Below are 22,961 nucleotides of genomic sequence, written 5' to 3' on the forward strand. Positions count from 1 at the left end.
CTCGCGCGGGACACCTGGAGGCGTCGCCTAGTCCGGTCTATGGCGCCGCACTGCTAATGCGGTTTGGGCTTTACCGTCCATCGAGGGTTCAAATCCCTCCGCCTCCGCTCTCCGGAAGCCCCGGCCACTCGGCCGGGGCTTCTGCCGTTCCGGGGCGGACTCATGACCCCTCCGCTGGCGCGTTTTCGCAGGTCACGCGGGGTGCGGCTAATGGATTTCACCTCACGGCGCAGGTCATGTAATGTTGTTCCCGCAACGCCGACCGGCAAGAAAACGCCGGGAAGCACAAGCACTCGTAGCTCAACGGATAGAGCATCTGACTACGGATCAGAAGGTTGCAGGTTCGAATCCTGCCGAGTGCACACAGCTCAGAAGGCCCCCGGGATCATCCCGGGGGCCTTCTGACATCAACGGCTGACATCAACGCGGTTCGACCGTCGTCTCAGCCGGCCGCGATACTCACCGCGTCGCCGTCGTCACCTTCCCCCTCGTCGTCCAGTCCGAGGGCATCGTCCATGCGGTCGGCCGCGGCCCGCAGGGTCGTCCGCATGACGTGCGCGTAGGTGTCGAGCGTCATGGTGATCGTGCTGTGCCCCAGCGTCTCCATGATGGTCCGGGCGTCGACCCCCTGAGTCAGCAGCAGCGACGCGCGCGTGTGCCGGAGGTCGTGCACCCGGACCCTGCGGATCTGTTCGGTGGCCGCACCCGACCGGGTGCGGTCTCGGTGGGGCGCAGGAACGTCCAGGCGACCGCCCCGGCCCATGGTCGGGGCGGTCGCGCGTCTCCGTCGCTCCGAATGTGATGAACTGTCACAATGCATCCTATTTTGTCATCCCGGTCGAGGGGATTGCTGTGACTGTCTGTCAAGCCGTGAGGGGGGTGGGCGCGCAGGAGATCCTCCCGTCGTCGGCGCCGCCTGATCCTCGAGTGCGTCGCTCGTGGTGGGGTGGGTTGCTGCGGGCGCTGGTGGCGGGTCTCGTGCTAGTGACCGGCCTGGCCATGCCCATGGCGGCCCCGCAGCCCGCCCAGGCCGTGCCGCCCGGCACCTACGCTTACGTCGCCAACTTCAACGCCAACACGGTGTCGGTGATCAACACCGCGACGAACACGGTGGCGGTCACGGTTCCCGTCGGCGCTGCGCCGTGGGGAGTGGCGGTGTCGCCGGACGGCACCCGCGCCTACGTCACCAACCGCGCCGATGGCACGGTGTCCGTGATCAACACCGCGACCGACACGGTCGTCGCCACCGTCCCCGTCGGCCTTGAGCCCCTAGGGGTGGCGGTGTCGCCGGACGGTACCCGTGCCTACGTCACCAACTTCAGCGCCGACACGGTGTCCGTGATCAAGACGAACACGAACACGGTCGTCGCCACCGTCCCCGTCGGCGATGCTCCCATCGGGGTGGCGGTGTCGCCGGACGGTACCCGCGCCTACGTCACCAACGCCAACGCCGACACGGTGTCCGTGATCAAAACGGCGACGAACACGGTCGTCGCCACCGTCCCCGTCGGCGCCTTCCCGTTCGGGGTGGCGGTGTCGCCGAACGGCACCCGCGCCTACATCACCAATTTGAACGACGACACGGCGTCCGTGATCAACACGAACACCAACACGATCGTGGCCACCGTCCCCGTCGGCGATGCGCCCCAGGGGGTGGCGGTGTCGCCGGACGGCGCCCGCGCCTACGTCATCAACGCCGACGCCGACACGGTGTCCGTGATCAAAACGGCGACGAACACGGTCGTGGCCACCATCCCCGTCGGCGATGCGCCTCGAGAGGTGGCGGTGTCGCCGGACGGCACCCGCGCCTACGTCACCAACGCCAACGCCGACACGGTGTCCGTGATCAACACCGCCACCAACACCGTCGTGGCCACCATCCCCGTCGACGACCTCCCGTTCGGGGTGGCGATCGGGGTTGTGACCTGCCCAGGCCCCGGCAAGCCGGGTCACGGGAAGCCAGACCACGGCAAGCCGGGTCACGGAAAGCCAGGCCACGACCGGCCAACCACGGCCACCGTCCCGGCCCCCTGTAACCGCACACCGGCATGACGAACGCCCCGGCGCCGACCGCCCACCCTCGGACCGCCGACGCCGGGGCACCCCGTGACCACGCAACCCCACACCCCACACCACGGCCCCCGCCCAAAGCCTCCGCCGACCCTTCGCACCCGACCGGACCACCGATCAGACCGCGCTACGTGACTCACTTGCCCTGTACGGCCGAACTCGCGCCGACCTGTGCCTGCACGTCTACGTCGCCAACTTCGCGGGCAGTACGGTGCCGGTGATCAACACCGCCACCAGCACCATCACCGCGACCGCCCCAGTCGGCGGCCAGCCGGTCGGTGTCGCGATCACCCCGGCCCGGCGAACCACACCGGGCACTTCGTGCAAGGACGGGACGGCCGCTACACCATCGCCGTGGGCAACGCCGCCGGGGCGGGCTCGACCGACGCCCACCAAGATCAAGCGCGACCAGCACGGCAAGCACTGTGACCACCACGGCCACTGGTGGGGCGCCCCCCTTGCGGAGCCGCAAGTCAGTGCCTGTTGCGTGACATCAGTAGCTGACATCAACGAGGCGTACAACCGCGCACGCCGGCAGGCCCGCAATCGGCGGACGAACCAACGGATCCCTGCGGGCGAACGGTTCGTGATGGTGCTGCACGCGCCTACGGATCAGAAGGTTGCAGGTACGAATCCTGCCGAGTGCACAGCAGGCCAAAGGCCCCCGGAGACGATCCGGGGGCCTTTCGCGTCGGGGCGTACGTCCCGCCGGGACGGCGCGCACCTCAGCAGCACCGCCGCGGTTCTCCAACCCCGCCCGCGCTGCGAGTGTTTGATCATGCGTGACTCCCCTCCACCCGGGCGTGCCTGGTGCGTGCCCGCGTCGCGGCGGCAGATTGCAGGGGTCCCGGGTTCACGCGGAGTTGCCGCTCGGCAGCTCCTGACGGGGATCGTGGGTGACGAATTCCATCCACACGGTTTTCCCTCGCCCGTTCGGTGAAGTGCCCCACGATCCTGAAATATTCTCGACGATGACCATCCCGCGTCCGTTCTCGGCCTTTGACCTGCCCTCTTCCGAAACGGAGAACGGAGAGGGAACCGGGGGCGCGGAATCCGAGTCCCGCACTTCGAGACGCACGCGGTCGGGGTATCGGTAGAGCCGCATGTCCACATCGCTCCCCGCATGGATCAATGCATTGGTCACCGCTTCCGAGACCGTGATCTCCACGTCGTCGGTGATGTCGTCCACGTGCCATCCGCGGAGACTGTCCCGGGCGAACCTGCGGGCGGTGGAGACGTTTCTCAGGTCTCGTGACTGAAGCTCCAGGCGCGCCATTTCACAACCGGTGCGGCCGTCTTTCGTGTCGGCTCTGACCAGCAGCAGTGCCGCGTCGTCGTATCGTCGGGACGGGTCGGGAACTCCGGAGATCAGCCGGTCCGCCACGTCCTCCACGTTGTCCTGCCCGTCGGCCGCGCACTTGGCGAAAAGGCGGAGCGCGAATTCCTCGGTGTCGCACTGACGGTTCTGGATCAATCCGTCCGAGTACAGGAGAATGAGACTGCCAGGGGACACGGAGAACGTGTAGGATTCCGGCGGCGGCAGCGACGAGGGAACGCCCAGTGGAATTCCCGGAGGCGTGTCCAGCTTGCAGACGCTCCCATCCCTGTCCCTGATCAAAGGTGCCGGATGGCCGGCTGATGCCACTTCCAGGAAGCCGCCCGCGACGTCGACGCACACGATGCAGCACGTGGCGATGAGGTCGGAACCGAAAGTCAGGAAGAGTTCACTGGTTCGCTCGATGATCGCCGAGGGGCCGTGACCCTCGGACGCGAAGGCGAATACTGCGCTCCGCACCTGTCCCATGACCGCCGCACTGTCGATTCCGTGGCCTTCGACGTCGCCGATGGCGAGTACCACCCGCCCGTTCGAAGCGGCGATCACGTCGTACCAGTCCCCACCCACCTCGGACGATGTGCAAGCGGGAGCGTAGCGGGCGGTGCTGACCATACCGGGGATATCGGGAAGCGACCGGGGAAGCATTTTTCTTTGGAGACTCGAAGCGATTTCGAACTTCCCCTCGGTCAGTTGTATGCGCTCCAGCGCAGATCCCAGGAGGCCGGCCATCATCATGAGCAGTGATTTCTCCTCGGGCGCGAACGTCCTTTCGTCGGAGAAGCCCAGATGGCAGACGCCGGCGATCCCGTTGCTGCCCGGAAGGGGCAGGAAGACCTGGGCGTCGCCGGAAGGCGCGGCGGAGTCGGGACGGGTTGCGTGGACAGGGGTTCCGTTCTCGAGGAAGAGAGGTTTCCCGCTCATGGCCTCGGCCAGCGGGCTCCGCGACTGGATGCTCGCACCGTGGAACAGTCTCACCGTTTCGTGCGAAGCGCCGGTGTGGCCCACCACCCAGGTCCGCCCCTCGACGAATCGTGACAGGACCACCGCACGGCAGCCGAACGGCAGGGAGATCCGGCGATGTGCGGCCGCCACGACGTCCTTCATTCCCGTGGCGGAGTTCAGCTCGCTGGAGAGGCGTCGAAGTTGGTACATGCACGTCATCCCCGTGGAGTCGGGGAGTTCGGGGATGCCCCAGCGTGACGGCGTCGGACCCCGGGTCTCCGCCGGGCCCCCCACCGGGACGATGACGGGGGCCGGCCCGGGGGAGCTCGTCTCCGGGTGTGCCGACAGCTCATCGGCCAGGCGGGCTCCGGCCTTCTTGAGCCACTCCTCTATCCGTGCCTTCGTCTCGCCGTCCGGAATCGGGTCGCGCAGTATCGTGACAGTTCCCAGCACGCGGTCATGGGACATCAGGGGAACGGAAGCCGCGGCATAGGGGAACATGGAGATGTGCTGGTGCTGCTGGTAGAGGTCGGACGAATCCTCGCTTTCGGCAAAAGATATGGATTTCGTACGGAACGTGCGAGCCGAAACGTAGGGCGAGTCGATCGGTATTCGTTCCGGAATGGCGAACACCGCTGGTTGCCGCCCTCCTATCATCGAAGCGCGCAAGTGGCTTCCACCTGCTTCGACCAGGTACACCGTCGCAGCCACCGCATCGAGTGACTTCACGGCATTGCGAACGGTGGCGAGGAGCAATGAAGTGAATTCGTCCACGGATCTGCCATTCGGTAATTCGGCGTTTTGCCGTATATCAGGATAACCCCGACTCCGCAACCCCACCACCGGTGGCTATTTACGCGATCCTGTCACCTCTCTTCGTGTCAATTCCCGCATCGTCCCGGGTGCCGGCGGAGGTGCCGCTGGTGCCGGAAGGACGATCCGTGCCTGTGTTCGAATTGGGGTCCAGATCTCGTTGCTCCTGGCGAGGCGTTGGGGCTAGGTTCCAAGTGGATAGAACGTTCTATCCATCGCCTGGAGCGCGTGACACCGCGCCCCTGGCGCCCTCTCGACCCGCCAGGAGACAAAAGGTGTTCAAGCACCGTCGTACCAAGAACCGCCGTGTGGGCATTGCCGTCGTGGGAGCGGCGGGCGTCGCCCTTGCAGCCGGCCTGGCCGCGACCGCCACGGCCGCCCCCGGGGACAAGGCCGGTACGGCCGAGCCGGCCGCCGCGAAGCCGACCGTCGTACTGGTCCACGGTGCCTGGGCCGACTCCTCCAGTTGGAGCGGCGTGATCAAGCGCCTCCAGGCCGACGGCTATCCGGTCGTCGCCCCCGCGAATCCCCTGCGCGGCCTGACCAGCGACTCCGCCTACCTGGCCGACTACCTGAAGACCGTCCACGGACCGGTCGTCCTGGTGGGCCACTCCTACGGCGGCAGCGTCATCACCAACGCCGCCACGGGCAACACCCACGTCAAGGCGCTCGTGTACATCGCCGCCTTCGCGCCCGACAAGGACGAGACCCTCGCGTCCATCACCGCCAAGTTCCCCGGCAGCCACCTCAGCGACGACCCCGCCGCGCCGGTGCCCACCGCTCTCAACGCCGTCCCGTTCGCCCAGCCCGACGGCGGCACCGGCATCGACCTGACCATCAAGCCCGACAAGTACCGCGACGTGTTCCTCAGCAACCGCCTCAGCCGCACCACCGCCGCGCAACTCGCGGTCAGCCAGCGCCCGATCGCCGCCCAGGCCTTCGGCGAGCCCTCGGGCCCCCCGGCCTGGAAGACCATTCCGTCCTGGTACCTCGTCGCCCACGACGACCACGCCATCCCGCCGGCCGCCGAGCGGTTCATGGCATCGCGTGCGCACGCCCACACCGTCGAGATCAACGCGCCGCACGCGGTCCCGCTGACCGACCCGGGCGCCGTGACGCGCCTCGTCGAGCGGGCCGCCACCGCCCGCTGACCGGTACGCGGCCGCCTCCGCCTCCGCGTCGGGACGGCGGAGGCCGCTCCGTGGAGCCCCCCACGTGCCCGGCAGTCGTCGCGCCGTCGCGGCAGGGCGACCATCGGGTCGGCAGAAGGCTCGGGGTCCGCGGCGTTCGGCTCCTGGAGCGGGTCCCGGACAACGTCGTGGAACCGGGCCCGGTGCATGAGAGCCGCCCCGGAAGAGCCCGCTCGCCGTGGCCAACAGGCGGTCCGTGCCTCGGATCGCTGAGCCGGTGCGGGCCGCCTTTCCGTTCCGAGTCCTCCCTGTACGGGACAGTTCTTTCTCCGTATCCGCTGGTGAGAGCTCAGGCACGGATGTACCCATGGCGGGGTGGCGACCCGGGGCGGCTAGGGTGTGTGCGCGACAGACCGACACATACATGGAGGGGTGGTCACGATGGCCGACATCGACGCGGCGAAGCGGGCGTTCACGCGGTACGACATCGACGGGGACGGTCTCATCACGGCCAGCGAGTACAAGAGCGTGATGGCCCAGCTGGGCGACTTCCACGTGACCGAGACGGTGGCCCAGTCCGTGATCAGCCGGGTCGACACCAACGGCGACGGCAAGATCTCCTGGGACGAGTTCTGGGCGGCGCAGCAGGCCTGAGCCTCAGGCCGTCTCGTCCAGGACGAGTTGGGGGACCTCGGTCGCGCCGCACAGGCGAAGGGTCCGGGCGTGCAGCCGCGGGCAGCGGACCGTGACGCGGTCGGCGGGGCCGAGGGACGCCGCGTGGCGGATCAGGACGCCGGCGCAGCGGGCGTCGATGAAGCCGAGCCCGGTGAGGTCGATGACGCACGGCGGGCCGGCCGGCGAGCCGAAGGCGTGGCGCAGGCCGACCTCGAAATCGGTGCGCGTGGCCAGGTCGGCGTCGCCGCTGAGGGCGAGCGTGCCGCCGAGCCGCTCGACGTGGAGGGCGCCGGACGGCGGCCGCAGGCACATCGGATGGGCGGCGCGCACCCGCGCCAGCAGCGAGGCGTGGAAGCGCCGCTGGTCGTACTCGCAGACGGCGGTGAGCCCGAGACCGGCCAGCACCTGCGTCATGGCGGCCTCGTGGCCGACGAGCCGGTCCCGGTCGAGGCCCGGCCGCAGCGCCCAGGACATGTCGCCCGCGGCGCGCAGCCCGCGGTAGCCGAGGCGGCGGGCGGTGTCGGTGAGGGCGGTCCAGGCGGACGCGGAGTCGTAGCCGGGGACGAGCGGGGTGATGACCAGTGCGCCGCGGCGCACCGCCTCGGAGGCGCGGACGCCGAGCGCGGTGAGCCGGGTGACGGCCTCCGCGGGGGGTGTGCCGCGTCCGCTGAAGAGCAGGACGCGTTCCCCCTGGCCGAGGCCGATGGCGGTGAAGGCGGCGCGGACCTCCCAGCGGGCCTCCTCGTCCTCGAAGCCGAGGCAGGCGTGGTCGCCGGACGCCATGCGGTCGACCGGGACGGTTCGGGGCACGGTGCCGCTGTCCATGGGCCGAACATACGCCCGGCCCCGGCGTCCGGCCGGGCGCTGACCGGCTTTGAGCGGAGGCTTCCGTTCCTGATGAGCGGCTGTCCCCAACTGCCTCTTCGGTGACGGGCTCAGAGCCCCAGAGCCACCGCGAGCCGCCGCCACTCCTCGCGTGGCAGACCGCTGCGGTCCTCGCCGGCGGTCAGCACCTGGACGGCGACGTGGTCGGCCCCCGCGTCGAGGAAGGCGTCGATGCGCTCGTGCACCCGCTGCTCGTCACCCCAGCCGATGAGCGCGTCCACCAGGCGGTCGCTGCCGCCGTTCGCCAGGTCGTCCTCGGTGAAGCCCAGGCGCAGCCAGGCGTTGGTGTAGTTGGGCAGCGTCAGGTAGAGGGAGAGCATGGAGCGGGCGGTCGCCCGGGCGCGCTCGGGGTCGGTGTCCAGGACGACCGTGAACTCCGGGGCGAGCAGCGGGCCGCGGCCGAGGATCTCGCGGGCCTGCGCGGTGTGCTCGGGGGTGACCAGGTACGGGTGGGCGCCCGCGGCGCGGTCGCGGGAGAGCTCCATCATCCTCGGGCCCAGCGCGGCCAGCACACGGCGGTCGGCCGGGACACCGGCCGCGTCCAGCGCGTCGAGGTAGCCGGTCATGGCGGCGTAGGGCCGCTCGTACTGCGCGGCGAGCTTCGCGTGGCTGACGCCGATCCCGAGCAGGAAGCGGCCGGGGTGCGAGGCCTCCAGGGCGGACCAGCGGGCGGCGACGTCCACGGCCTCGTACTGCCAGAGGCTGAGGATGCCGGTCGCGACGGTGATGGACGAGGTCGCCTCGATCAGCGGGGTCGCGTGCTCCACGCCGCTGCTGCCGCCGAGCCAGAGGGCGCCGTAGCCCAGCTCCTCCAACTCGGCCGCGGTCTCGGCGAGTTCCTTCGCCCGGGAGGGGTCGGGGTCGCGCAGGCCGCTGTTCCACAGCCCGTACCGGCCGATCGCCTGCGCCTGCGTGCTGCTGCCGCTGAAGCCCATGGGCCGTCTCCCACCACCAGGTCGACTGAAGTCCGATGTCCGTCGTACCAAACGCGGCCCGGCGATCCGCGCATTCCCCCGCCGGGCGGCGTGTTCGCGGCCGCACACCCCCGCGTCCCGTGCTCCCCGCGGCCCCTGGCGGGCCGTCATCCGGCCTGCGGGCGGTTCTCAGACAATTCAAAGGCACCGCCAAGGGTGCTCTCAGCGGCGGCTCACAGGATTCCCCCATGACCGCGTCTCCTTCCTCCGCCGCCGACCTCACACGTCCGGACGGCTCCCCCGTACGTGTCCTCGTCGTGGACGACGAGACCGCCCTGGCCGATCTGCTCTCCATGGCCCTGCGTTACGAGGGCTGGGACGTCCACACCGAGAGCACCGGCGCCGACGCCCTGCGCGCCGCCCGCGAACGGCGGCCGGACGCCGTGGTCCTGGACGTGCTGCTGCCCGACATGGACGGCCTGGAGGTCCTGGCCCGGCTGCGCCGCGACCTGACCGACGTACCCGTGCTGTTCCTCACCGCCAAGGACGCCGTCGAGGACCGCATCGCCGGGCTCACCGCGGGCGGCGACGACTACGTCACCAAGCCCTTCAGCCTGGAGGAGGTCGTCGCCCGGCTGCGCGGCCTGCTGCGCCGGGCCGGCGTCGCGGCCGCCCGCCAGGAGTCCCTGCTGGTCGTCGGGGACCTGGTACTCAACGAGGACAGCCACGAGGTCAGCCGCGACGGTGCCGGCATCCACCTCACCGCCACCGAGTTCGAGCTGCTGCGCTACCTGATGCGCAATCCGCGCCGGGTGCTGAGCAAGGCGCAGATCCTCGACCGCGTCTGGTCGTACGACTTCGGCGGCCAGGCCAACGTCGTCGAGCTGTACATCTCCTACCTGCGCAAGAAGATCGACGCGGGACGCGCGCCGATGATCCACACCCGGCGCGGCGCCGGATACCTGATCAAGCCGGGCGAGACGACGTCAGCCGCGGTGCGACCGTCGGCGACGCCGCCGGGCAGGCGCTCCTGACCGACGACGGCCGCCGCACCCGGATGGCCGCCTCGGTCGGCTCGCAGAACGCGGCGAGCCACCGACCGGCAAGGCCGTGACGGCCGTCGGCGGCTTCGTCGGCAGGGAGCAGTTCCCGGCCCAAAGCGGGGTTCCGGGCGTAGGTGGCACCGGGCCGGATCCACTGGTTCATCGCCTCGGGCGGCATGGGTGGCGGCGGCCGGGGCGGCAATGGCAAGGGCACCGCTGCGCGGATCGGCTCACGGGTCGAGGAGGACTCCGGTCCACGACCCCGGGCGGCGTGACCGTCCACGACCTGACCGACCCGAGCTGACCCGGGTCGTGGACGCGGGAAGGGCGGCGGCCCGGCGGCCGCCGCCCTTCCCCGTGGGCAGGTCAGTCCTCGGAGGGCGCCAACCGGGCCGGGAAGCCGCCCGTCGCCAGGGGCCCCCAGCGCTCGGGGGTCACCCGGACCAGCGACTTGCCCTGCTTGAGCATCGCGGCGCGGTACTCGTCCCAGTCCGGGTGCTCGCCGGCGATGTTGCGGTAGTACTCCACGAGCGGCTCGACCGACTCCGGCGGGTCGATCACCTCGGCGGTGCCGTCGATCTGGACCCAGGGCCCGTCCCACTCGTCGGAGAGCACGATCACGCTCGCTCGCGGGTCGCGGCGCGCGTTGCGGGTCTTGGCCCGCTCGGGGTACGTGGAGACCACAAGTCGCCCGGAGTCGTCGACGCCGCAGGTCACGGGGGAGCCCTGGGGGCGCCCGTCCGAGCGGGTGGTCAGCAGCAGCGCGCGGTGACGCGGTCGGACGAACTCCAGCAACTGATCGAGCTGCACGGCGGTGTTGGTCGCGATGTAGGCCATGGCAGCAGCCTATGTTGCCGCCGGCTACAGGGCAGGGAGGGCGGTGCCCTGCACGGCCTGGATGTCGAGCTCGACCTTCACGGTGGTGCCGACGGCGACGATGCCGGCCTGCACGACCTGGTTGTAGTGCATGGCGAAGTCCTCCCGCCGCAGTTGCGCCGTCGCGCGGAAGGCGGCGCGCACCCCTCCCCACGGGTCGGGGCCGGTGCCCAGGTAGGCCAGGTCCAGGTCCACCGGGCGGGTCACGCCGCGCATGGCCAGCTCGCCGTGGACGGTCCAGCGGTCCTGGGCGGCCTGCTCCAGGGAGGTGCTGCGGTAGGTGACGCTGGGGTGCGCCGCCACGTCCAGGAAGTCGGCGGAGCGCAGGTGCGCGTCGCGGGTGCCGTTGCCGGTGTCGATGGACGCCGCGTCGATCACGGCCTGCACGCCGGAGTGCAGCGGCTGCTCGGCGATCTCGATGCTCGCCGCGAAGCCCGTGAAGCGGCCGTGCACGCTGGACAGCCCGAGGTGCTGGGCGACGGCGCGGATCTCGGAGTGCGCGGGGTCGACGGTCCACACACCCGGCGGGGGCAGTTCGACACCGCCGGAGCGGGCGAGCGTCAGCGTGCCGACATCGGCCGATCCCGAGGCGGTGACCAGGGCCGTCGCCGCCGTCGGGCGGTAGCCGACGGCCGTCACGATGACCGTGTACGCGCCCGGGGCCAGTGCGGCGGTGCGCACCGCGCCCTCGGCGTCCGCGGCCTCGCGGGCGATCTGCTGACCCGCCATGTCGGTGACCGTCAGCACGGCGTGCGGCACCGCCCAGCCGTCCTTGGCCCGCACCCGCCCCCGCAGGCCCGTCTTGCCGGTCGTGGTCATGCTCATCGCTCGCCTTCCGTCGCGTGTGTGTTCCCCGGGGGAGCGGGGCCCGGGACGTGCCCGGGCCCCCGCGGGAGCCACCCGGTGTGGTCCGGTCCTGGCAGCGCGGCCGTCCCCTGCCTGCGCCCTCCGGACCGGACCCGGGTTCCCCCGGCCGGCCGGTCCGCGCGTCTCCGCAGGCGCACGACCCGGCCGTTCTCGAGCGGGCCCGCTCACCCCTCGGGGTGGCCGAGCTCCACGTCGACGTCCTTGGCGCTCTCGTCGCCGACCGTGATGGTGGTCGCCACCGGCGGGAAGCCACTGGCTATGAGCGAGTACTCGCCCGCGTCCAGGTCGCCGAAGGCGTACGCGCCGTCGCCGCCGGTCGTGGCGGTGGCCACGACGTTGCCGGCGGCGTCCACGAGGGTGACGCGGGCCTCGGGCAGCGGCAGCCGGGTCGCGCCGCCGAGGACGGTGCCCTGGACCCGGGCGCCGAGCCGCAGCGCGACGTCGACGTGGGTCGGGCCGGTGCCGGCGACCTCGACGGGCAGGGCGACCGGCCGGAAGCCGGTGGCGTTGACCGCGAGGGTGAAGTCGCCCGCCGGGAGCTCGTCGAAGCCGAAGCCGCCGTCCTGCCCGGTGCCGCCGCTGGCCAGCACCTCGCCGCGGATGTCGGTGACGACGACCACGGCGCCGTGGACCGGGATGCCGTCCGCCTCGGAGGTGACGGTGCCGGTGAGGCCGCTGGTGCCGGCCAGGACCACGTCGTGGGCGACCGGTTCCTCGCCGACCACGACCGTGGTGGCCTGCGGCTGGTGGCCGTCGGCCGCGGCGATCAGGACGTACGAGCCGGCGCCGGGCGCGGTGAGCGCGTAGCCGCCGTCGGGGCCGGTGGCGGCCCGGCCGAGCTGCTTGCCGGTGAGGGAGATCAGCGTGAGCGTGGCGTGCCCGACGCCGGTGCCCTCGGAGTTGCGGACCTGGCCGTGGATCATGGGTCCCTCTTGGACGGGTACGGGAGCCGGTGCGGGTTCGGGGGCAGGGACGGGGGCGGCCTGCGGGACGCCGGCCGGGGCAACGGCCACGGGCTCCAGCGCGGCGGGCACGACGGCCGCCGGCTCCGGCCGTCCGGACACGCCGGCCGCCTGCTGCAGACCGCTCGACGTCCGCAGCGGCACCTCCTTGATGAAGAGCACCAGCAGCAGCGCGAGGAACGCGACCGGGGCCGCCACCAGGAAGACGTCGCCCGCGCCGTGGCCGTACGCGGTCTCGATGACGTGGCGGATCGGCGCCGGCAGCGACCCGAGGTCCGGGATGGCGCCGTCGGAGGAGCCGGTGGAGTCCACGCCCAGTGCGGACAGCCCGTCCGTGGTGTAGCGGGTGACCCGGTTGGCGAGCACCGCGCCCAGCGCGGAGACGCCGACCGCGCCGCCCAGGGTGCGGAAGAAGGTGACCATGGAGCTCGCCGCGCCGAGGTCGGCGGCGCCCACCTGGTTCTGCACGGCGAGGACGAGGTTCTGCATCACCATGCCGAGGCCCAGGCCCAGCAGCGCCATGAAGATCGCCATGTGCCAGTACACGGTGTCGTACCGCAGCGTGCCCAGCAGGCCCAGGCCCGCGGTGAGCAGCACGCTGCCGGAGACCAGGATCGCCTTCCAGCGGCCGGTCCTGGTGATGACCTGGCCGGAGACGGTGGAGGAGACGAACAGGCCGGCGATCAGCGGAATGGTCAGGACGCCGGACATGGTCGGCGACTTGCCGCGCGCCAGCTGGAAGTACTGGCTCAGGAAGACGGTTCCGCTGTACATCGCCAGGCCGACGAAGAGCGAGGCGGTCGAGGTCAGGCTGATCGTCTTGTTGCGGAACAGCCGCAGCGGCATGATCGGCTCGCGCGCGCGGGACTCGACCAGTACGAAGACCAGGCCGAGCAGCACCGCGCCGCCGGTCATGACCCAGGTCTGCCAGGAGATCCACTCGTACTTGTCGCCGGCGAAGGTGACCCAGACCAGCAGCAGGCTGACGGCGGCGGTGACGAACGTGGCGCCGGCCCAGTCGACCTTGGCCTGGCGCTTGACGACCGGCAGGTGCAGGGTCTTCTGCAGGACGACCAGCGCGAGGACCGCGAAGGGCACGCCGACGTAGAAGCACCAGCGCCAGCCGAGCCAGTCGGTGTCCACGATGACGCCGCCGAGCAGCGGGCCGCCGACGGTGCCGACCGCGAAGGCCGCGCCGAGGTAGCCGCTGTACCGGCCGCGCTCCCGCGGCGAGATCATCGCGGCCATGATGACCTGGGTCAGCGCGATCAGGCCGCCGACGCCGACACCCTGGATGATCCGGCAGGCGATCAGCATGCCCGCGTTCTGGGACACGCCCGCGATCAGCGAGCCGACCACGTAGATCACCAGCGCCAGCTGGACCAGCAGCTTCTTGCTGAACAGGTCGGACAGCTTGCCCCACACCGGGGTGGTGGCCGTGGTGGTGAGCAGCGCGGCGGTGATGACCCACGTGTACGCGCTCTGACCACCGTGCAGATCGGAGATGATCTTCGGCAGCGCGTTGGAGACGATCGTGGAGGACAGGATCGCCACGAACAGGCCGAGGATCAGCCCGGTCAGGGCCTCCATGATCTGCCGGTGCGACATGGGGGCCGCGTGTCCGCTCTGGGCGTCGGTCCCCCGCACACCGGCAGGTGATGCGGTTGTTGCCATCGTCATCCTCTTCACATCGTGATCGTTTGCGTACGGGGGCGGCAGTCGGCGGTGAAGGCCGTGCGCAGCCGTTCCAGCAGCCGGCAGAGCTCCATGACGTCCTGGTCGGACCAGTCCCGCAGGTGGTCGGCGAGCGAGGCGGTGACTCCGTCCAGTGCGGCGCGGAGCATGTCCGTGCCGCCGGGGGTCAGTCGCAGCAGCCGGGACCGCCGGTCGTGCGGGTCGGGCAGCCGGTCGATCCAGCCGCGCTCCGCGAGGTGCGCGACATGGCGGCTGGTGACCGACATGTCGATGTCCAGCAGCTCCGCCAGCCGGCTCATCCGCAGTTCGCCGTGGCGGCTCACGACCGCGAGCACGCCCAGCGAGGCGGGCGGGCAGTTCGCCGGGCACGAGCGGCTGAGCTCGCGGGCCACGGCGGGAATGGCGCGCAGTTGGCCTGCGAGCTCCCCGTACAGCTCCTGCGATGCCATGGGGACCGCCGCCTTCTCTCCGGACTATTGGTTGCCTTGAGCAACCGTAATATTGATTGGTTGCTGCAGGCAAATTCTTATGGGTAAAAAGCTCCAAAAGGAACGGCCCGCCTCCGGTCAAGGAAGCGGGCCGTGCGACGAAAGGCGCAGGTCAGGCGGATGCCTCGGTGAGCAGCTCCAGCTCCTGGGCGGTCAGCTCCAGCTCCGCCGAGGCCAGCAGCGCCGGCAGCTGCTCCGGCGTCCGGGCGCTGGCGATCGGGGCCACGACCGTGGGACGGGACCGCAGCCAGGCCAGCGCCACGCTCGCCGGCTCCGCGCCGTGCGCCGCCGCCACCTCGTCCAGCGCCGCCAGCACACGCGGGCCGCGCGGGGACTCCAGATAGGCGCCGGCCGCGCCCGCGCGGGGGCTGTCCACCGCGACGCCGGGCCGGTACTTGCCGGTGAGGAAGCCGCGCGCCAGGCCGAAGTACGGGACCGAGGCCAGCCCGTGCGCCCGCACGACCTCGCGCAGCGGGCCCTCGTAGTCCCGCTCCACCAGGTTGTAGTGCTGCTGGAGCGCCACGTACTTCGCCAGGCCCTCCCGGTCGGAGAACTCCAGCGACGCGGTCAGCCGCTCCGGGCTGATGTTGGACGCAGCGACGTACCGCACCTTGCCCTCGCGGACCAGGGCGTCCATCGCGCCGATGATCTCCTCGACCGGCGTCTCCACGTCGTCGAAGTGGGTGTAGTACAGGTCGATGTGGTCCGTGCCGAGCCGGCGCAGCGACTCCTCCGCCGCGGCCTTGATCGTCGCGGCCTTCAGGCCCTTGAAGTCCGGGTGGGAGCCGACCTTCGTGGCGACGACGATGTCGTCGCGCCGCCTGCGTTTGCCGAGCCAGCTGCCGATCAGCAGCTCGGACTCGCCGCCCCTGTGGCCGGGGACCCAGGACGAGTACGCGTCCGCGGTGTCGACGAAGTTGCCGCCGGCCGCCGTGTACGCGTCCAGTACGGCGAAGGAGGTCTCCTCGTCCGCCGTCCAGCCGAAGACGTTGCCACCGAGGGAGAGGGGGAAGACGTCGAGTTCAGTGGTGCCGATGAGTGCCATGCAACGTGCGACACCGTTTCGACGGGCGGTATTCCCGTACCCGTTCCCCGGTTGTCCGGGCCCCAGGGGTGACCGGTGCGACAGGACTTCGCTAGGGTCCTGCACCATGACTACCCCTGACAACAATTACGACCCGGCCGGCAACACCCAGATGTTCCGTGCCTTCGTCGATGAGGAGCCCGCGCAGGTCCAGACCTCGGGCGGCAGCCGGACGGGACTGATCGTCGGCATCATCGCGGCCGTCGTGGTCGTGGCTGCCGTCGCCTGGTTCGCCCTGTCCTGACCCACCACCGGTGCCCGGGGCCCCCGGTCACCTGAACAGTGCCGCCAGTTCGACGCGGGAGCGCACGCCCAGCCTGCTGAAGATGTTCCGCAGGTGGTACTCGACGGTGCGCGTGCTGAGCACCAGCCGGTCGGCGATCTCCTGATTGGTGGCCCCCTGGGCCACCAGCTCGGAGATGCGGGTCTGCTGCGCGGTCAGCTCCCGTGCCCCGCCGGGTGCCCGGTCCACCGGTCCGACGCGGTCGCCCGCCGCCCGTAGTTCGGCGGTGGCCCGCTCGGCCCACGGGCGCGCGTCGAACTGCCGGAAGACCGCCAGCGCCTCGCGCAGCAGACCCCGCGCCTCGCCGGGGCGGCGCGTGCGGCGCAGCCGGGAGGCGTAGAACAGCTCGGTCTTGGCCAGTTCCAGGACGGTGTCGTCGTCCTGGTGCAGCCGCAGCGCCTCGCGGAAGTGCCCGACGGCCGCGGCGTCGTCCTCGGCCAGCAGGCCGTGGCAGCGATGGGCCTGCGCCAGTCGCAGCGTGCTGCGGTTGCCCGCCGCCCAGTCCTCGTAGCCGCGCAGCGCGCCCTCGGCCTTCGTGCGCTGCCCGCAGCGCACCGCCGCCTCGACGAAGTGCGGTGTGGCCAGCCCCCGGATCGCCAGGTTGACCTGCCCCGCCCCGGCGCGCATCCGCCCGAAGCGGGAGAGCGCGTCGGCCGGGCGGCCCGCGGCGAGGTCGGCGCAGGCCGACGCCCAGGAGTTGAACGCCTCGGGCCGGCCGAGACCGCGGGACGCAACCGCGTGCCCGGCGGCCCCCATCCGCGCCGCGGCCGTGGCGCTGTCGCCCTGCAGCGCCGCCAGCAGCGCCAGTACGGACAGATGGTCCACGGCCAGATTGCGCTGCCCGGTCTCCTGCGCGAGCCGTACGCCCTCCTCGGCGGCCTCCCCCGCCGCCGCGTAGCGGTCCAGCGCGAGCGCGCACAGCGCCTCGTACACCAGCGCCGCGGGCACCAGGGCGGTCGCGCCCTGGCGCCGCGCCCGGTGCGCGGCGGCCGAGGCGAGCGCCAGCGCCCGCCGCGCGTCCCCCAGGGTGTACGCCGCCTGGCTGGCCCAGATCGCCGATTCCGGGTCGCCGGCCGCCTCGGCCAGCCGGACCACCCGGCGCAGCGCCCAGTGGGCCTCCCGGTGCCGGCCGGCGAAGGTCGCGGCGAGGCCCGTGAAGTGGTCGAGGACCAGCCGCTGGGCGGGGGTCTCGTCGTCGCGGCGCATCGACCGCGCCCGCTCGGCGAGAGCGAAGTAGGCGGTGAAGTCGCCGGCCAGACAGCATGCTTCACCGGCCAGCATGAGCGCCCGCAGGGCGAGGGCGCGCTGGGCCTCGGGGAAGCGGCCGACGGCGCCGGTCAGTTCGCGGCAGGCCGCGGCGGGCACGCCGTCCCGCAGCTGGATCTCGCCCTGGACGAGCGCCCGCAGTGCCTCCGACAGAGCGGGGCCGCCGCCCGGTCCCGCGCGGCGCAGCAGTTCCCGTGCCCACCGGGTGTCCCCCGAGGTCCGCGCGTCGGCGGCGGCCGCGAGCAGCCAGCGGTCGCGGGTGGCGGGATGCGCGGTGGTACCGGCGCCGTGTTCCAGGGCTTCGGCCGCCGCGGCGTGGCCGCGGTCGCGGCGGGCGGCGGTGGCGGCCTCCTCCAGTTGCCGTTCGGCCGCCGGTGAGGGCCCGGTGGCGAGCGCGAGGCGGTGCAGGGCCCGGTAGAGCCGGGCGGAGCAGGGGTCCAGGACGGCGGCCAGCGTGGCGTGCGCCGCCGTGCGGTCGGCGGGGGAGAGCACCGCGGCCAGCGAGGCCCGCAGCAGCCGGCCCGGTACGGCCGTCGTGCCGTCCCGGGTGACCAGGAGCCCCGCGGCGTGGGCGCTGTCCAGGGCCCCGGCGTCCAGGCGCAGCCGGCGGGCGGCGGCCCGCAGCAGCGCGGCGGGCAGCGGGCCGCCGGCCACGACCAGCGACACCAGGGCGCGGGCGGCCGGGCTCAGCGCCTGGAAGCGGTCGCGGTGCCGCTTCCGCAAACTGCTGCCGGCCGGGAGCGCGGGCGGGTCCGGCAGCGGACCGGCGGCCGCGGCGTCGGCGAGGTCGGTCAGGGCGAGCGGATTGCCCCCAGCCAGGGTCAGCACGGTGGCGGCCACCGGGTCGGGCAGCGCTGTCGCGGACGGACGCCCCGCGAGCAGGCGACGCGCGGCGGCCGGGCCGAGCGGCCGCAGGCGCAGGTGGTCGACGCCCTCCAGGCCTGCGGCGGCCGGGTCCCCGTCGCCGTACGCGTCGGCAGCGAGCAGCAGCGCGCAGGACGTGCCGGTGAGCCGGCGCGCGGCCATGCCGAGCGCCCGCAGCGTCGGGGTGTCCAGCAGATGGGCGTCGTCCACGCACCACAGCAGCGGCGCCGGGGCGCACAGCGTGGCGGCCAGCCGGAACAGCGCCGTGCCCAGGGCGAGTTCGCCGTCCGGCGGGGGACGGCCGGCGAGCACCGCGGTGAGCACCGCCGCGTGCGCCGCGGCCAGCTCGGGGAGCCGCCCGGCGACCGGCAGCAGCATCCGCTGCAGCCCGGCGAGCGGGACGGCCGTCTCCGCGGGGGTGCCGGCGGTGCCCAGTACCGTGAACTCCGCGGCGGCCGCCGTCGCGGCGGCCGCGCCGAGCAGGGCGCTGCGCCCGGAACCGGGTTCCCCGGACAGCAGCAGGGCGCGGCCGCGGCCGGTCCGGGCCGCGTCCAGCAGGGCGGTCAGGGCGGCTCGTTCGCGTTCCCTGCCGTACAGCCCGGACGGCCACGCAGCGTCCGCACTCCGCTCGGCCTCCATGTCGCCAGTGTCGACTGGCCGGGTCGGGAGAGGGAAGAGATGTGCGCGATGTTCCGAACATGACAGAAATCGCGCGGCGGGACGGCCGGGAACGCCACTGGTGATTCCACCGGTCCGCCACGCGCCCGTCGCTCCGAGACTCCTGCCGACCCCCACACGACAAGGAGTTGTGATGCGACGCATCTGGGCCATCCTCCTCACCCTGGCCGCCGCGCTCGGCCTCGGCACCGTCGCCCTGCCGGGCACCGCGAACGCCGCCACCCACACCCCCGTGGTCTTCGTGCACGGCTACACCGGGAGCGCGAGCAACTGGGACTACGCGGAGTCGGTGTTCGTGAGCGCCGGCTACAGCCGCGGCGAGCTGTTCGCGTACGAGTACAACTGGAGCCAGTCCAACAAGACCAGCGCCGCCGGGCTGGCGAGCTACGTGCGCCAGGTGCTCTCCCGCACCGGCGCGACCAAGGTCGACATCGTCAACCACTCCATGGGCGGCCTGGTCACCCAGTGGTACCTCACCCAGCTCGGCGGCACCTCGTCGGTCCGCCGGGTCGCCTCCATCGCGGGCGCCAACCACGGCACCACGTACGCCTCGGCCTGCGTGATCTACACCTCGTGCGTGGAGATGCTCCCCGGCTCCGCCTTCGTCCGCACCATCAGCAGCGGTGACGAGACGCCGGGGGCCACGGTCTACGCGACCTGGTACTCGCCGTGCGACGGCATCATCATCCCCTACACCAGCACCCCGCTCAGCGGCGCCACCAACCACCTGGTCGCCTGCACGACGCACATCGGGTTCCTCTCCGACCTGAGCACGATCAGCGACATCCGCTCCTACCTCGCCGCCTGACAGGCGGTACCCCGGTGCGGTGGGACGGGCCCCGCGGGACCCGTCCCACCGCGGCGCCGCGTGCTGACGGGACCCGGACGGTGACGTCGCGGGTCCCGATCGTGGCCGACTCCAGGCCGAGCAGGCCGCCGACCTGGGTGCCGAGGACCGGCGTGCCCGTCGCGGCCGGACCGCGGGCCGGGAGGACCGGGCCCGCTCCCGCGCTGTCCCAGTGCGGCCCAGGGCGGCGAAGGCGCCGAGACGGACGACGGCCGCCGAGGGTGCGGCGAGCGCGCCCCGGCGGCCGGTCGGTATGTGCACTGTCATGTCGGTGCGGTGACGAACCGTCAGTACGTGAGGAGCCGAACCGGCCAGGTCGTGGCGGCCGGTTCGGCAACTGCCTAGTGCTCCGCGGTGAGTCCCTCGCGCAGCTGCGCCAACGTGCGGGTCAGCAACCGGGAGACGTGCATCTGGGAGATGCCGACCTCCTCGCCGATCTGCGACTGGGTCATGTTGGCGAAGAAGCGGAGCATGATGATCCGCCGTTCCCTCGGGGGGAGTTGGGCGAGCAGCGGCTTGAGCGACTCGCGGTACTCCACGCCCTCCAGGGCGGCGTCCTCGTAGCCGAGCCGGTCGGCGAGCGAACCCTCGCCGCCGTCGTCCTCGGGCGGCGGGGAGTCCAGCGAGCTGGCGGTGTAGGCGTTGCCGACCGCGAGGCCGTCGACCACGTCCTCCTCCGACACGCCCAGCGCGACGGCGAGTTCGGCGACCGTGGGCGAGCGGTCCAGCTTCTGCGCGAGCTCGTCGCTGGTCTTGGTCAGCGCCAGCCGCAGTTCCTGCAGCCGGCGCGGCACCCGCACCGACCACGAGGTGTCGCGGAAGAAGCGCTTGACCTCGCCGACGATGGTGGGCATCGCGAAGGTCGGGAACTCCACACCGCGGTTGCAGTCGAAGCGGTCGATGGCCTTGATGAGACCGATCGTGCCGACCTGGACGATGTCCTCCATCGGCTCGTTGCGGCTGCGGAAGCGAGCCGCCGCGTACCGCACCAGCGGGAGGTTGAGTTCGATGAGCGTGTCCCGTACGTAGGCCCGCTCGGGGCTGTCGTCCGTCAGCTCGGAGAGCCGCAGGAACAGCGAGCGGGACAGCGTTCGGGTGTCGACGACGGCGGGTTCGGCGATGTCGAGGCTGTCGTCAGGAGCATCGTGCGGCGCTTCGGTGTTCAGCACCTTCGGACTGCCCACTTCTACGGACATGCCACCCCCTTGAGGTCGCGGACGGGTGTCGCGGGCGACGGTTCGTTCCTCCACTGGAATACCGGAGGCCGGACCGCGACAAACGCTGTTCCCGCAGAATGTCACATGTCGGCAACACGCTGTAGCGCCATGTCGACTTATTTCCGCAGGGAGGGTCGCTCGCAAAGGTTACGATTCGAGCTGATTTGCGGATCGCAGCCGAGCGAAGCTCCGGGACAGCAAACGCGACACATGCATCTGCGAAACCCCCAGTTCCGCACTGATCTGGGACTGGGTCAGGTTCCCGAAGTAGCGCAGCAGGAGAATCCGCCGCTCGCGCTCGGGCAGCTGCACCAGCAGGTGCCGCACGAGGTCGCGGTGCTCGACCCCGGTCAGCGCCGGGTCCTCGTAGCCGAGCCGGTCCAGCAGGCCCGGCGAGCCCTCCCCGCCCTCCTGGGCCGCCTCCAGCGAGGTCGCGTGGTACGCCCGCCCCGCCTCCAGGCAGGCCAGCACCTCGTCCTCGGACAGCTTCAGCCGCTCGGCGATCTCGGCGGTGGTCGGGGTGCGCCCGTGGGCCACCGTCAGATCCTCGATGGCGCCGCTGACCTGCACCCACAGCTCGTGCAGACGGCGCGGGACGTGCACGGTGCGGACGTTGTCCCTGAAGTAACGTTTGATCTCACCGACCACGGTCGGCATCGCGAAGGTCGGGAACTGCACGCCGCGTTCCGGGTCGAACCGGTCGATCGCGTTGATCAGCCCGATGGTGCCGACCTGGACGACGTCCTCCATCGGCTCGTTCCGGCTGCGGAAGCGCGCCGCCGCGTAGCGCACCAGCGGCAGGTTGACCTCGATGAGGGCGGCCCGCACCCGTGCGTGGTCCGGGGTCCCCGGCTCCAGCCCGGTCAGTTCCTCGAACAGCACCTGGGTCAGTGCCCGGGCCTCGATCGCGTTGGTGTTGGTGGTCCCGGAGCGGGTCCCGCCCGGCCGGCCGACCTGCCGGGCCTGGCCGTCCTGGGGCTCCGGGGCGTCCTGGGGGGCGTGACCGTCAGGGCCTTCCCCGGCCCCGGGGCCCTCGTGGGCGTCCGGGCCGACGGTGCCGTCGGCGCCGGGAGCGGCGTTGCCGGGGGCCCGCCCCTCGTGGCCGTCCGCGGCCTCGCGGGCGCTGTGGATCCTGCCGTCCCGGCCGCCGCCTCCCTCACCCCGGGTGTCCTCGGTTGTACCGGTCCCGCTGTCGTCGCCGGGAATTGCTGGTGACGCCGTACGGGCCGACACGGGCATGCCACTCCTCATCGGTCCACTCATCCGGCAAAAGCGGTCATAGCATCACAATTCATGTGCACTGTGTGCAAGCGAGGCGCGGTGCTAGACGAAAAAGCCCTCCGCCCGGCGGGCGAAGGGCTGTTCGGGACCGGGGCCGGCGGGGGCCGTCACTCGAACACGTAGTCCGCGACCACCCACGTGGCGAATTCGTGCCACAGGGCCACTCCTGCCTGGTGGGCGGGGTGCCAGAGGTAGGCGCCGAGGTCGCTCTCGTTGGCGACCGAGGCGTTGAGGGCGAAGTCGTAGGCGATGGGGCGCGACGAGATGTTCCAGCCGAGTTCCCAGGAGACGAGTTCCGGGACCAGGTCGCCGAGCTCCTCGAAGGCGCGCACGCCGGCCACCACTCGTGGGTCGTCCCGCTCGACGCCCTCGTTGAGCTTGAAAAGGACCAGGTGGCGAATCACGGCGCTGACTCCTCGGGGTCGCGGCCGATCAGTTGATCAGCGCGGTCATGAACTCACCGACGCCCTTGGCGGCGTCCGATATGCCCTGGAAGCCTACCTGTACAAGATCAGCAGCACGCCCGGGCGACGTGATGATCGTATAGAGCACGAAGACCACGAGGACGTACATGGTGACTTTCTTCGCCTGCGCCATGGCTGGAGTGTATCCACCGAATGGGCTAATCAGGCGGTCTCATCTGCCCTCGCTCCCGGCTCTTGCCCGCCGCTCGCGGAACGCGGCCGCGGCACCTCGCGGACGGTGGGAAACGGCCTTCCCGAGGCCTTTCCGCGCCCTGCCGGGA

21 protein-coding genes and 2 tRNA genes are annotated in these 22,961 nt (G+C 71.7%); 9 read left to right on the forward strand and 14 right to left on the reverse strand.

Annotated elements, in window-relative coordinates:
- Positions 1–16: 16 nt before the first annotated feature.
- Positions 17–107: transfer RNA gene (locus PV364_RS30990), tRNA-Ser, on the forward strand.
- A gap of 182 nt (positions 108–289) precedes the next feature.
- Positions 290–362: transfer RNA gene (locus PV364_RS30995), tRNA-Arg, on the forward strand.
- 80 nt (positions 363–442) lie between these two features.
- On the opposite strand, the gene PV364_RS31000 is transcribed toward PV364_RS30995, so the two are convergent.
- Positions 443–820, reverse strand: a complete 378-nt coding sequence (locus PV364_RS31000; RefSeq protein WP_319663779.1) for a tyrosine-type recombinase/integrase — start codon at positions 818–820, stop codon at positions 443–445.
- A 131-nt stretch (positions 821–951) separates the two neighbouring features.
- Between PV364_RS31000 and PV364_RS31005 the strand changes: the two genes are divergently transcribed.
- Together PV364_RS31005 and PV364_RS41375 are read left to right on the forward strand one after the other, a co-directional pair.
- Positions 952–2,052, forward strand: a complete 1,101-nt coding sequence (locus PV364_RS31005; RefSeq protein WP_319663780.1) for a beta-propeller fold lactonase family protein — start codon at positions 952–954, stop codon at positions 2,050–2,052.
- A gap of 193 nt (positions 2,053–2,245) precedes the next feature.
- A complete protein-coding gene (locus PV364_RS41375) occupies positions 2,246–3,010 on the forward strand; it encodes a hypothetical protein (RefSeq protein WP_415924625.1) in 765 nt (254 codons plus the stop codon).
- Here the strand turns inward: PV364_RS41375 and PV364_RS31010 are convergent.
- Positions 2,924–5,122: a SpoIIE family protein phosphatase gene (locus PV364_RS31010; RefSeq protein ID WP_319663781.1), complete on the reverse strand. Its 2,199-nt coding sequence runs from the start codon at positions 5,120–5,122 to the stop codon at positions 2,924–2,926. The two genes, PV364_RS41375 and PV364_RS31010, sit on opposite strands and share 87 nt — an antisense overlap.
- A 314-nt stretch (positions 5,123–5,436) precedes the next feature.
- On the opposite strand from PV364_RS31010, the gene PV364_RS31015 reads away from it, so the two are divergent.
- Both PV364_RS31015 and PV364_RS31020 read left to right on the forward strand, forming a co-directional pair.
- A complete protein-coding gene (locus PV364_RS31015) occupies positions 5,437–6,312 on the forward strand; it encodes an alpha/beta hydrolase (RefSeq protein WP_319663782.1) in 876 nt (291 codons plus the stop codon).
- A gap of 420 nt (positions 6,313–6,732) precedes the next feature.
- Positions 6,733–6,945, forward strand: a complete 213-nt coding sequence (locus PV364_RS31020; RefSeq protein ID WP_319663783.1) for an EF-hand domain-containing protein — start codon at positions 6,733–6,735, stop codon at positions 6,943–6,945.
- Between the two features lie 3 nt (positions 6,946–6,948).
- On the opposite strand, the gene PV364_RS31025 is transcribed toward PV364_RS31020, so the two are convergent.
- Positions 6,949–7,791, reverse strand: a complete 843-nt coding sequence (locus PV364_RS31025; protein WP_319663785.1) for an MEDS domain-containing protein — start codon at positions 7,789–7,791, stop codon at positions 6,949–6,951.
- Positions 7,792–7,901: 110 nt separating this feature from the next.
- The gene (locus PV364_RS31030; RefSeq protein WP_319663787.1) at positions 7,902–8,786 is read right to left on the reverse strand and encodes an LLM class F420-dependent oxidoreductase; all 885 of its coding nucleotides are present in this window, start codon (positions 8,784–8,786) and stop codon (positions 7,902–7,904) included.
- A 227-nt stretch (positions 8,787–9,013) separates the two neighbouring features.
- On the opposite strand from PV364_RS31030, the gene PV364_RS31035 reads away from it, so the two are divergent.
- Entirely contained in the window at positions 9,014–9,799 is a 786-nt protein-coding gene (locus PV364_RS31035; RefSeq protein ID WP_319663788.1) for a response regulator transcription factor, read from the forward strand.
- Between the two features lie 375 nt (positions 9,800–10,174).
- On the opposite strand, the gene PV364_RS31040 is transcribed toward PV364_RS31035, so the two are convergent.
- The 5 genes from PV364_RS31040 to PV364_RS31060 all read right to left on the reverse strand — a co-directional run bounded on the left by PV364_RS31040 (position 10,175) and on the right by PV364_RS31060 (position 15,741).
- Positions 10,175–10,645 carry a PPOX class F420-dependent oxidoreductase gene (locus PV364_RS31040; RefSeq protein WP_319663789.1) on the reverse strand — a complete coding sequence of 157 codons (471 nt, stop codon included), beginning with the start codon at positions 10,643–10,645 and terminating at the stop codon, positions 10,175–10,177.
- Positions 10,646–10,669: 24 nt separating this feature from the next.
- The gene (locus PV364_RS31045; RefSeq protein WP_319663880.1) at positions 10,670–11,503 is read right to left on the reverse strand and encodes a YceI family protein; all 834 of its coding nucleotides are present in this window, start codon (positions 11,501–11,503) and stop codon (positions 10,670–10,672) included.
- A 212-nt stretch (positions 11,504–11,715) separates the two neighbouring features.
- Positions 11,716–14,187, reverse strand: a complete 2,472-nt coding sequence (locus PV364_RS31050; RefSeq protein ID WP_319663790.1) for an MFS transporter — start codon at positions 14,185–14,187, stop codon at positions 11,716–11,718.
- 11 nt (positions 14,188–14,198) lie between these two features.
- The gene (locus PV364_RS31055) at positions 14,199–14,657 is read right to left on the reverse strand and encodes a MarR family winged helix-turn-helix transcriptional regulator (RefSeq protein WP_319663792.1); all 459 of its coding nucleotides are present in this window, start codon (positions 14,655–14,657) and stop codon (positions 14,199–14,201) included.
- A 151-nt stretch (positions 14,658–14,808) separates the two neighbouring features.
- Positions 14,809–15,741: an aldo/keto reductase gene (locus tag PV364_RS31060; protein WP_319663793.1), complete on the reverse strand. Its 933-nt coding sequence runs from the start codon at positions 15,739–15,741 to the stop codon at positions 14,809–14,811.
- Between the two features lie 106 nt (positions 15,742–15,847).
- On the opposite strand from PV364_RS31060, the gene PV364_RS31065 reads away from it, so the two are divergent.
- The gene (locus tag PV364_RS31065; protein WP_319663794.1) at positions 15,848–16,024 is read left to right on the forward strand and encodes a hypothetical protein; all 177 of its coding nucleotides are present in this window, start codon (positions 15,848–15,850) and stop codon (positions 16,022–16,024) included.
- Between the two features lie 27 nt (positions 16,025–16,051).
- Here the strand turns inward: PV364_RS31065 and PV364_RS31070 are convergent, their stop codons facing one another.
- On the reverse strand, positions 16,052–18,832 hold the full coding sequence (locus PV364_RS31070) for a helix-turn-helix transcriptional regulator (protein ID WP_319663796.1): 2,781 nt from the start codon (positions 18,830–18,832) through the stop codon (positions 16,052–16,054).
- A gap of 172 nt (positions 18,833–19,004) precedes the next feature.
- Between PV364_RS31070 and PV364_RS31075 the strand changes: the two genes are divergently transcribed.
- Positions 19,005–19,679, forward strand: coding sequence for an esterase/lipase family protein (locus PV364_RS31075; protein WP_319663798.1), 675 nt, complete (start codon positions 19,005–19,007; stop codon positions 19,677–19,679).
- A gap of 380 nt (positions 19,680–20,059) precedes the next feature.
- Here the strand turns inward: PV364_RS31075 and PV364_RS31080 are convergent, their stop codons facing one another.
- From PV364_RS31080 to PV364_RS31095, 4 genes are all read right to left on the reverse strand, one after another.
- Entirely contained in the window at positions 20,060–20,914 is an 855-nt protein-coding gene (locus PV364_RS31080) for an RNA polymerase sigma factor SigF (protein ID WP_319663801.1), read from the reverse strand.
- Between the two features lie 168 nt (positions 20,915–21,082).
- A complete protein-coding gene (locus PV364_RS31085) occupies positions 21,083–22,174 on the reverse strand; it encodes a SigB/SigF/SigG family RNA polymerase sigma factor (protein ID WP_319663802.1) in 1,092 nt (363 codons plus the stop codon).
- Positions 22,175–22,323: 149 nt separating this feature from the next.
- Positions 22,324–22,620: a Dabb family protein gene (locus PV364_RS31090; protein ID WP_319663803.1), complete on the reverse strand. Its 297-nt coding sequence runs from the start codon at positions 22,618–22,620 to the stop codon at positions 22,324–22,326.
- A 28-nt stretch (positions 22,621–22,648) separates the two neighbouring features.
- The gene (locus PV364_RS31095) at positions 22,649–22,813 is read right to left on the reverse strand and encodes a hypothetical protein (RefSeq protein ID WP_319663804.1); all 165 of its coding nucleotides are present in this window, start codon (positions 22,811–22,813) and stop codon (positions 22,649–22,651) included.
- Positions 22,814–22,961 lie beyond the last annotated feature (148 nt).

Source organism: Streptomyces sp. MI02-7b (assembly GCF_033793585.1).
GTDB lineage: Bacteria > Actinomycetota > Actinomycetes > Streptomycetales > Streptomycetaceae > Actinacidiphila.

What these genes read in the sequence shown, in the direction of transcription:
- PV364_RS31065 (WP_319663794.1), top strand. Translation starts at nt 15,848, where the DNA reads ATGACTACCCCTGACAACAATTACGACCCGGCCGGCAACACCCAGATG.
- PV364_RS31080 (WP_319663801.1), bottom strand. Translation starts at nt 20,914, where the DNA reads ATGTCCGTAGAAGTGGGCAGTCCGAAGGTGCTGAACACCGAAGCGCCG.
- PV364_RS31075 (WP_319663798.1), top strand. Translation starts at nt 19,005, where the DNA reads ATGCGACGCATCTGGGCCATCCTCCTCACCCTGGCCGCCGCGCTCGGC.
- PV364_RS31025 (WP_319663785.1), bottom strand. Translation starts at nt 7,791, where the DNA reads ATGGACAGCGGCACCGTGCCCCGAACCGTCCCGGTCGACCGCATGGCG.
- PV364_RS31030 (WP_319663787.1), bottom strand. Translation starts at nt 8,786, where the DNA reads ATGGGCTTCAGCGGCAGCAGCACGCAGGCGCAGGCGATCGGCCGGTAC.
- PV364_RS31055 (WP_319663792.1), bottom strand. Translation starts at nt 14,657, where the DNA reads ATGGCATCGCAGGAGCTGTACGGGGAGCTCGCAGGCCAACTGCGCGCC.
- PV364_RS31070 (WP_319663796.1), bottom strand. Translation starts at nt 18,832, where the DNA reads ATGGAGGCCGAGCGGAGTGCGGACGCTGCGTGGCCGTCCGGGCTGTAC.
- PV364_RS31020 (WP_319663783.1), top strand. Translation starts at nt 6,733, where the DNA reads ATGGCCGACATCGACGCGGCGAAGCGGGCGTTCACGCGGTACGACATC.
- PV364_RS31040 (WP_319663789.1), bottom strand. Translation starts at nt 10,645, where the DNA reads ATGGCCTACATCGCGACCAACACCGCCGTGCAGCTCGATCAGTTGCTG.
- PV364_RS31050 (WP_319663790.1), bottom strand. Translation starts at nt 14,187, where the DNA reads ATGGCAACAACCGCATCACCTGCCGGTGTGCGGGGGACCGACGCCCAG.
- PV364_RS31095 (WP_319663804.1), bottom strand. Translation starts at nt 22,813, where the DNA reads ATGGCGCAGGCGAAGAAAGTCACCATGTACGTCCTCGTGGTCTTCGTG.
- PV364_RS31045 (WP_319663880.1), bottom strand. Translation starts at nt 11,503, where the DNA reads ATGACCACGACCGGCAAGACGGGCCTGCGGGGGCGGGTGCGGGCCAAG.
- PV364_RS31060 (WP_319663793.1), bottom strand. Translation starts at nt 15,741, where the DNA reads ATGGCACTCATCGGCACCACTGAACTCGACGTCTTCCCCCTCTCCCTC.
- PV364_RS31035 (WP_319663788.1), top strand. Translation starts at nt 9,014, where the DNA reads ATGACCGCGTCTCCTTCCTCCGCCGCCGACCTCACACGTCCGGACGGC.
- PV364_RS31085 (WP_319663802.1), bottom strand. Translation starts at nt 22,174, where the DNA reads ATGCCCGTGTCGGCCCGTACGGCGTCACCAGCAATTCCCGGCGACGAC.
- PV364_RS31000 (WP_319663779.1), bottom strand. Translation starts at nt 820, where the DNA reads ATGCATTGTGACAGTTCATCACATTCGGAGCGACGGAGACGCGCGACC.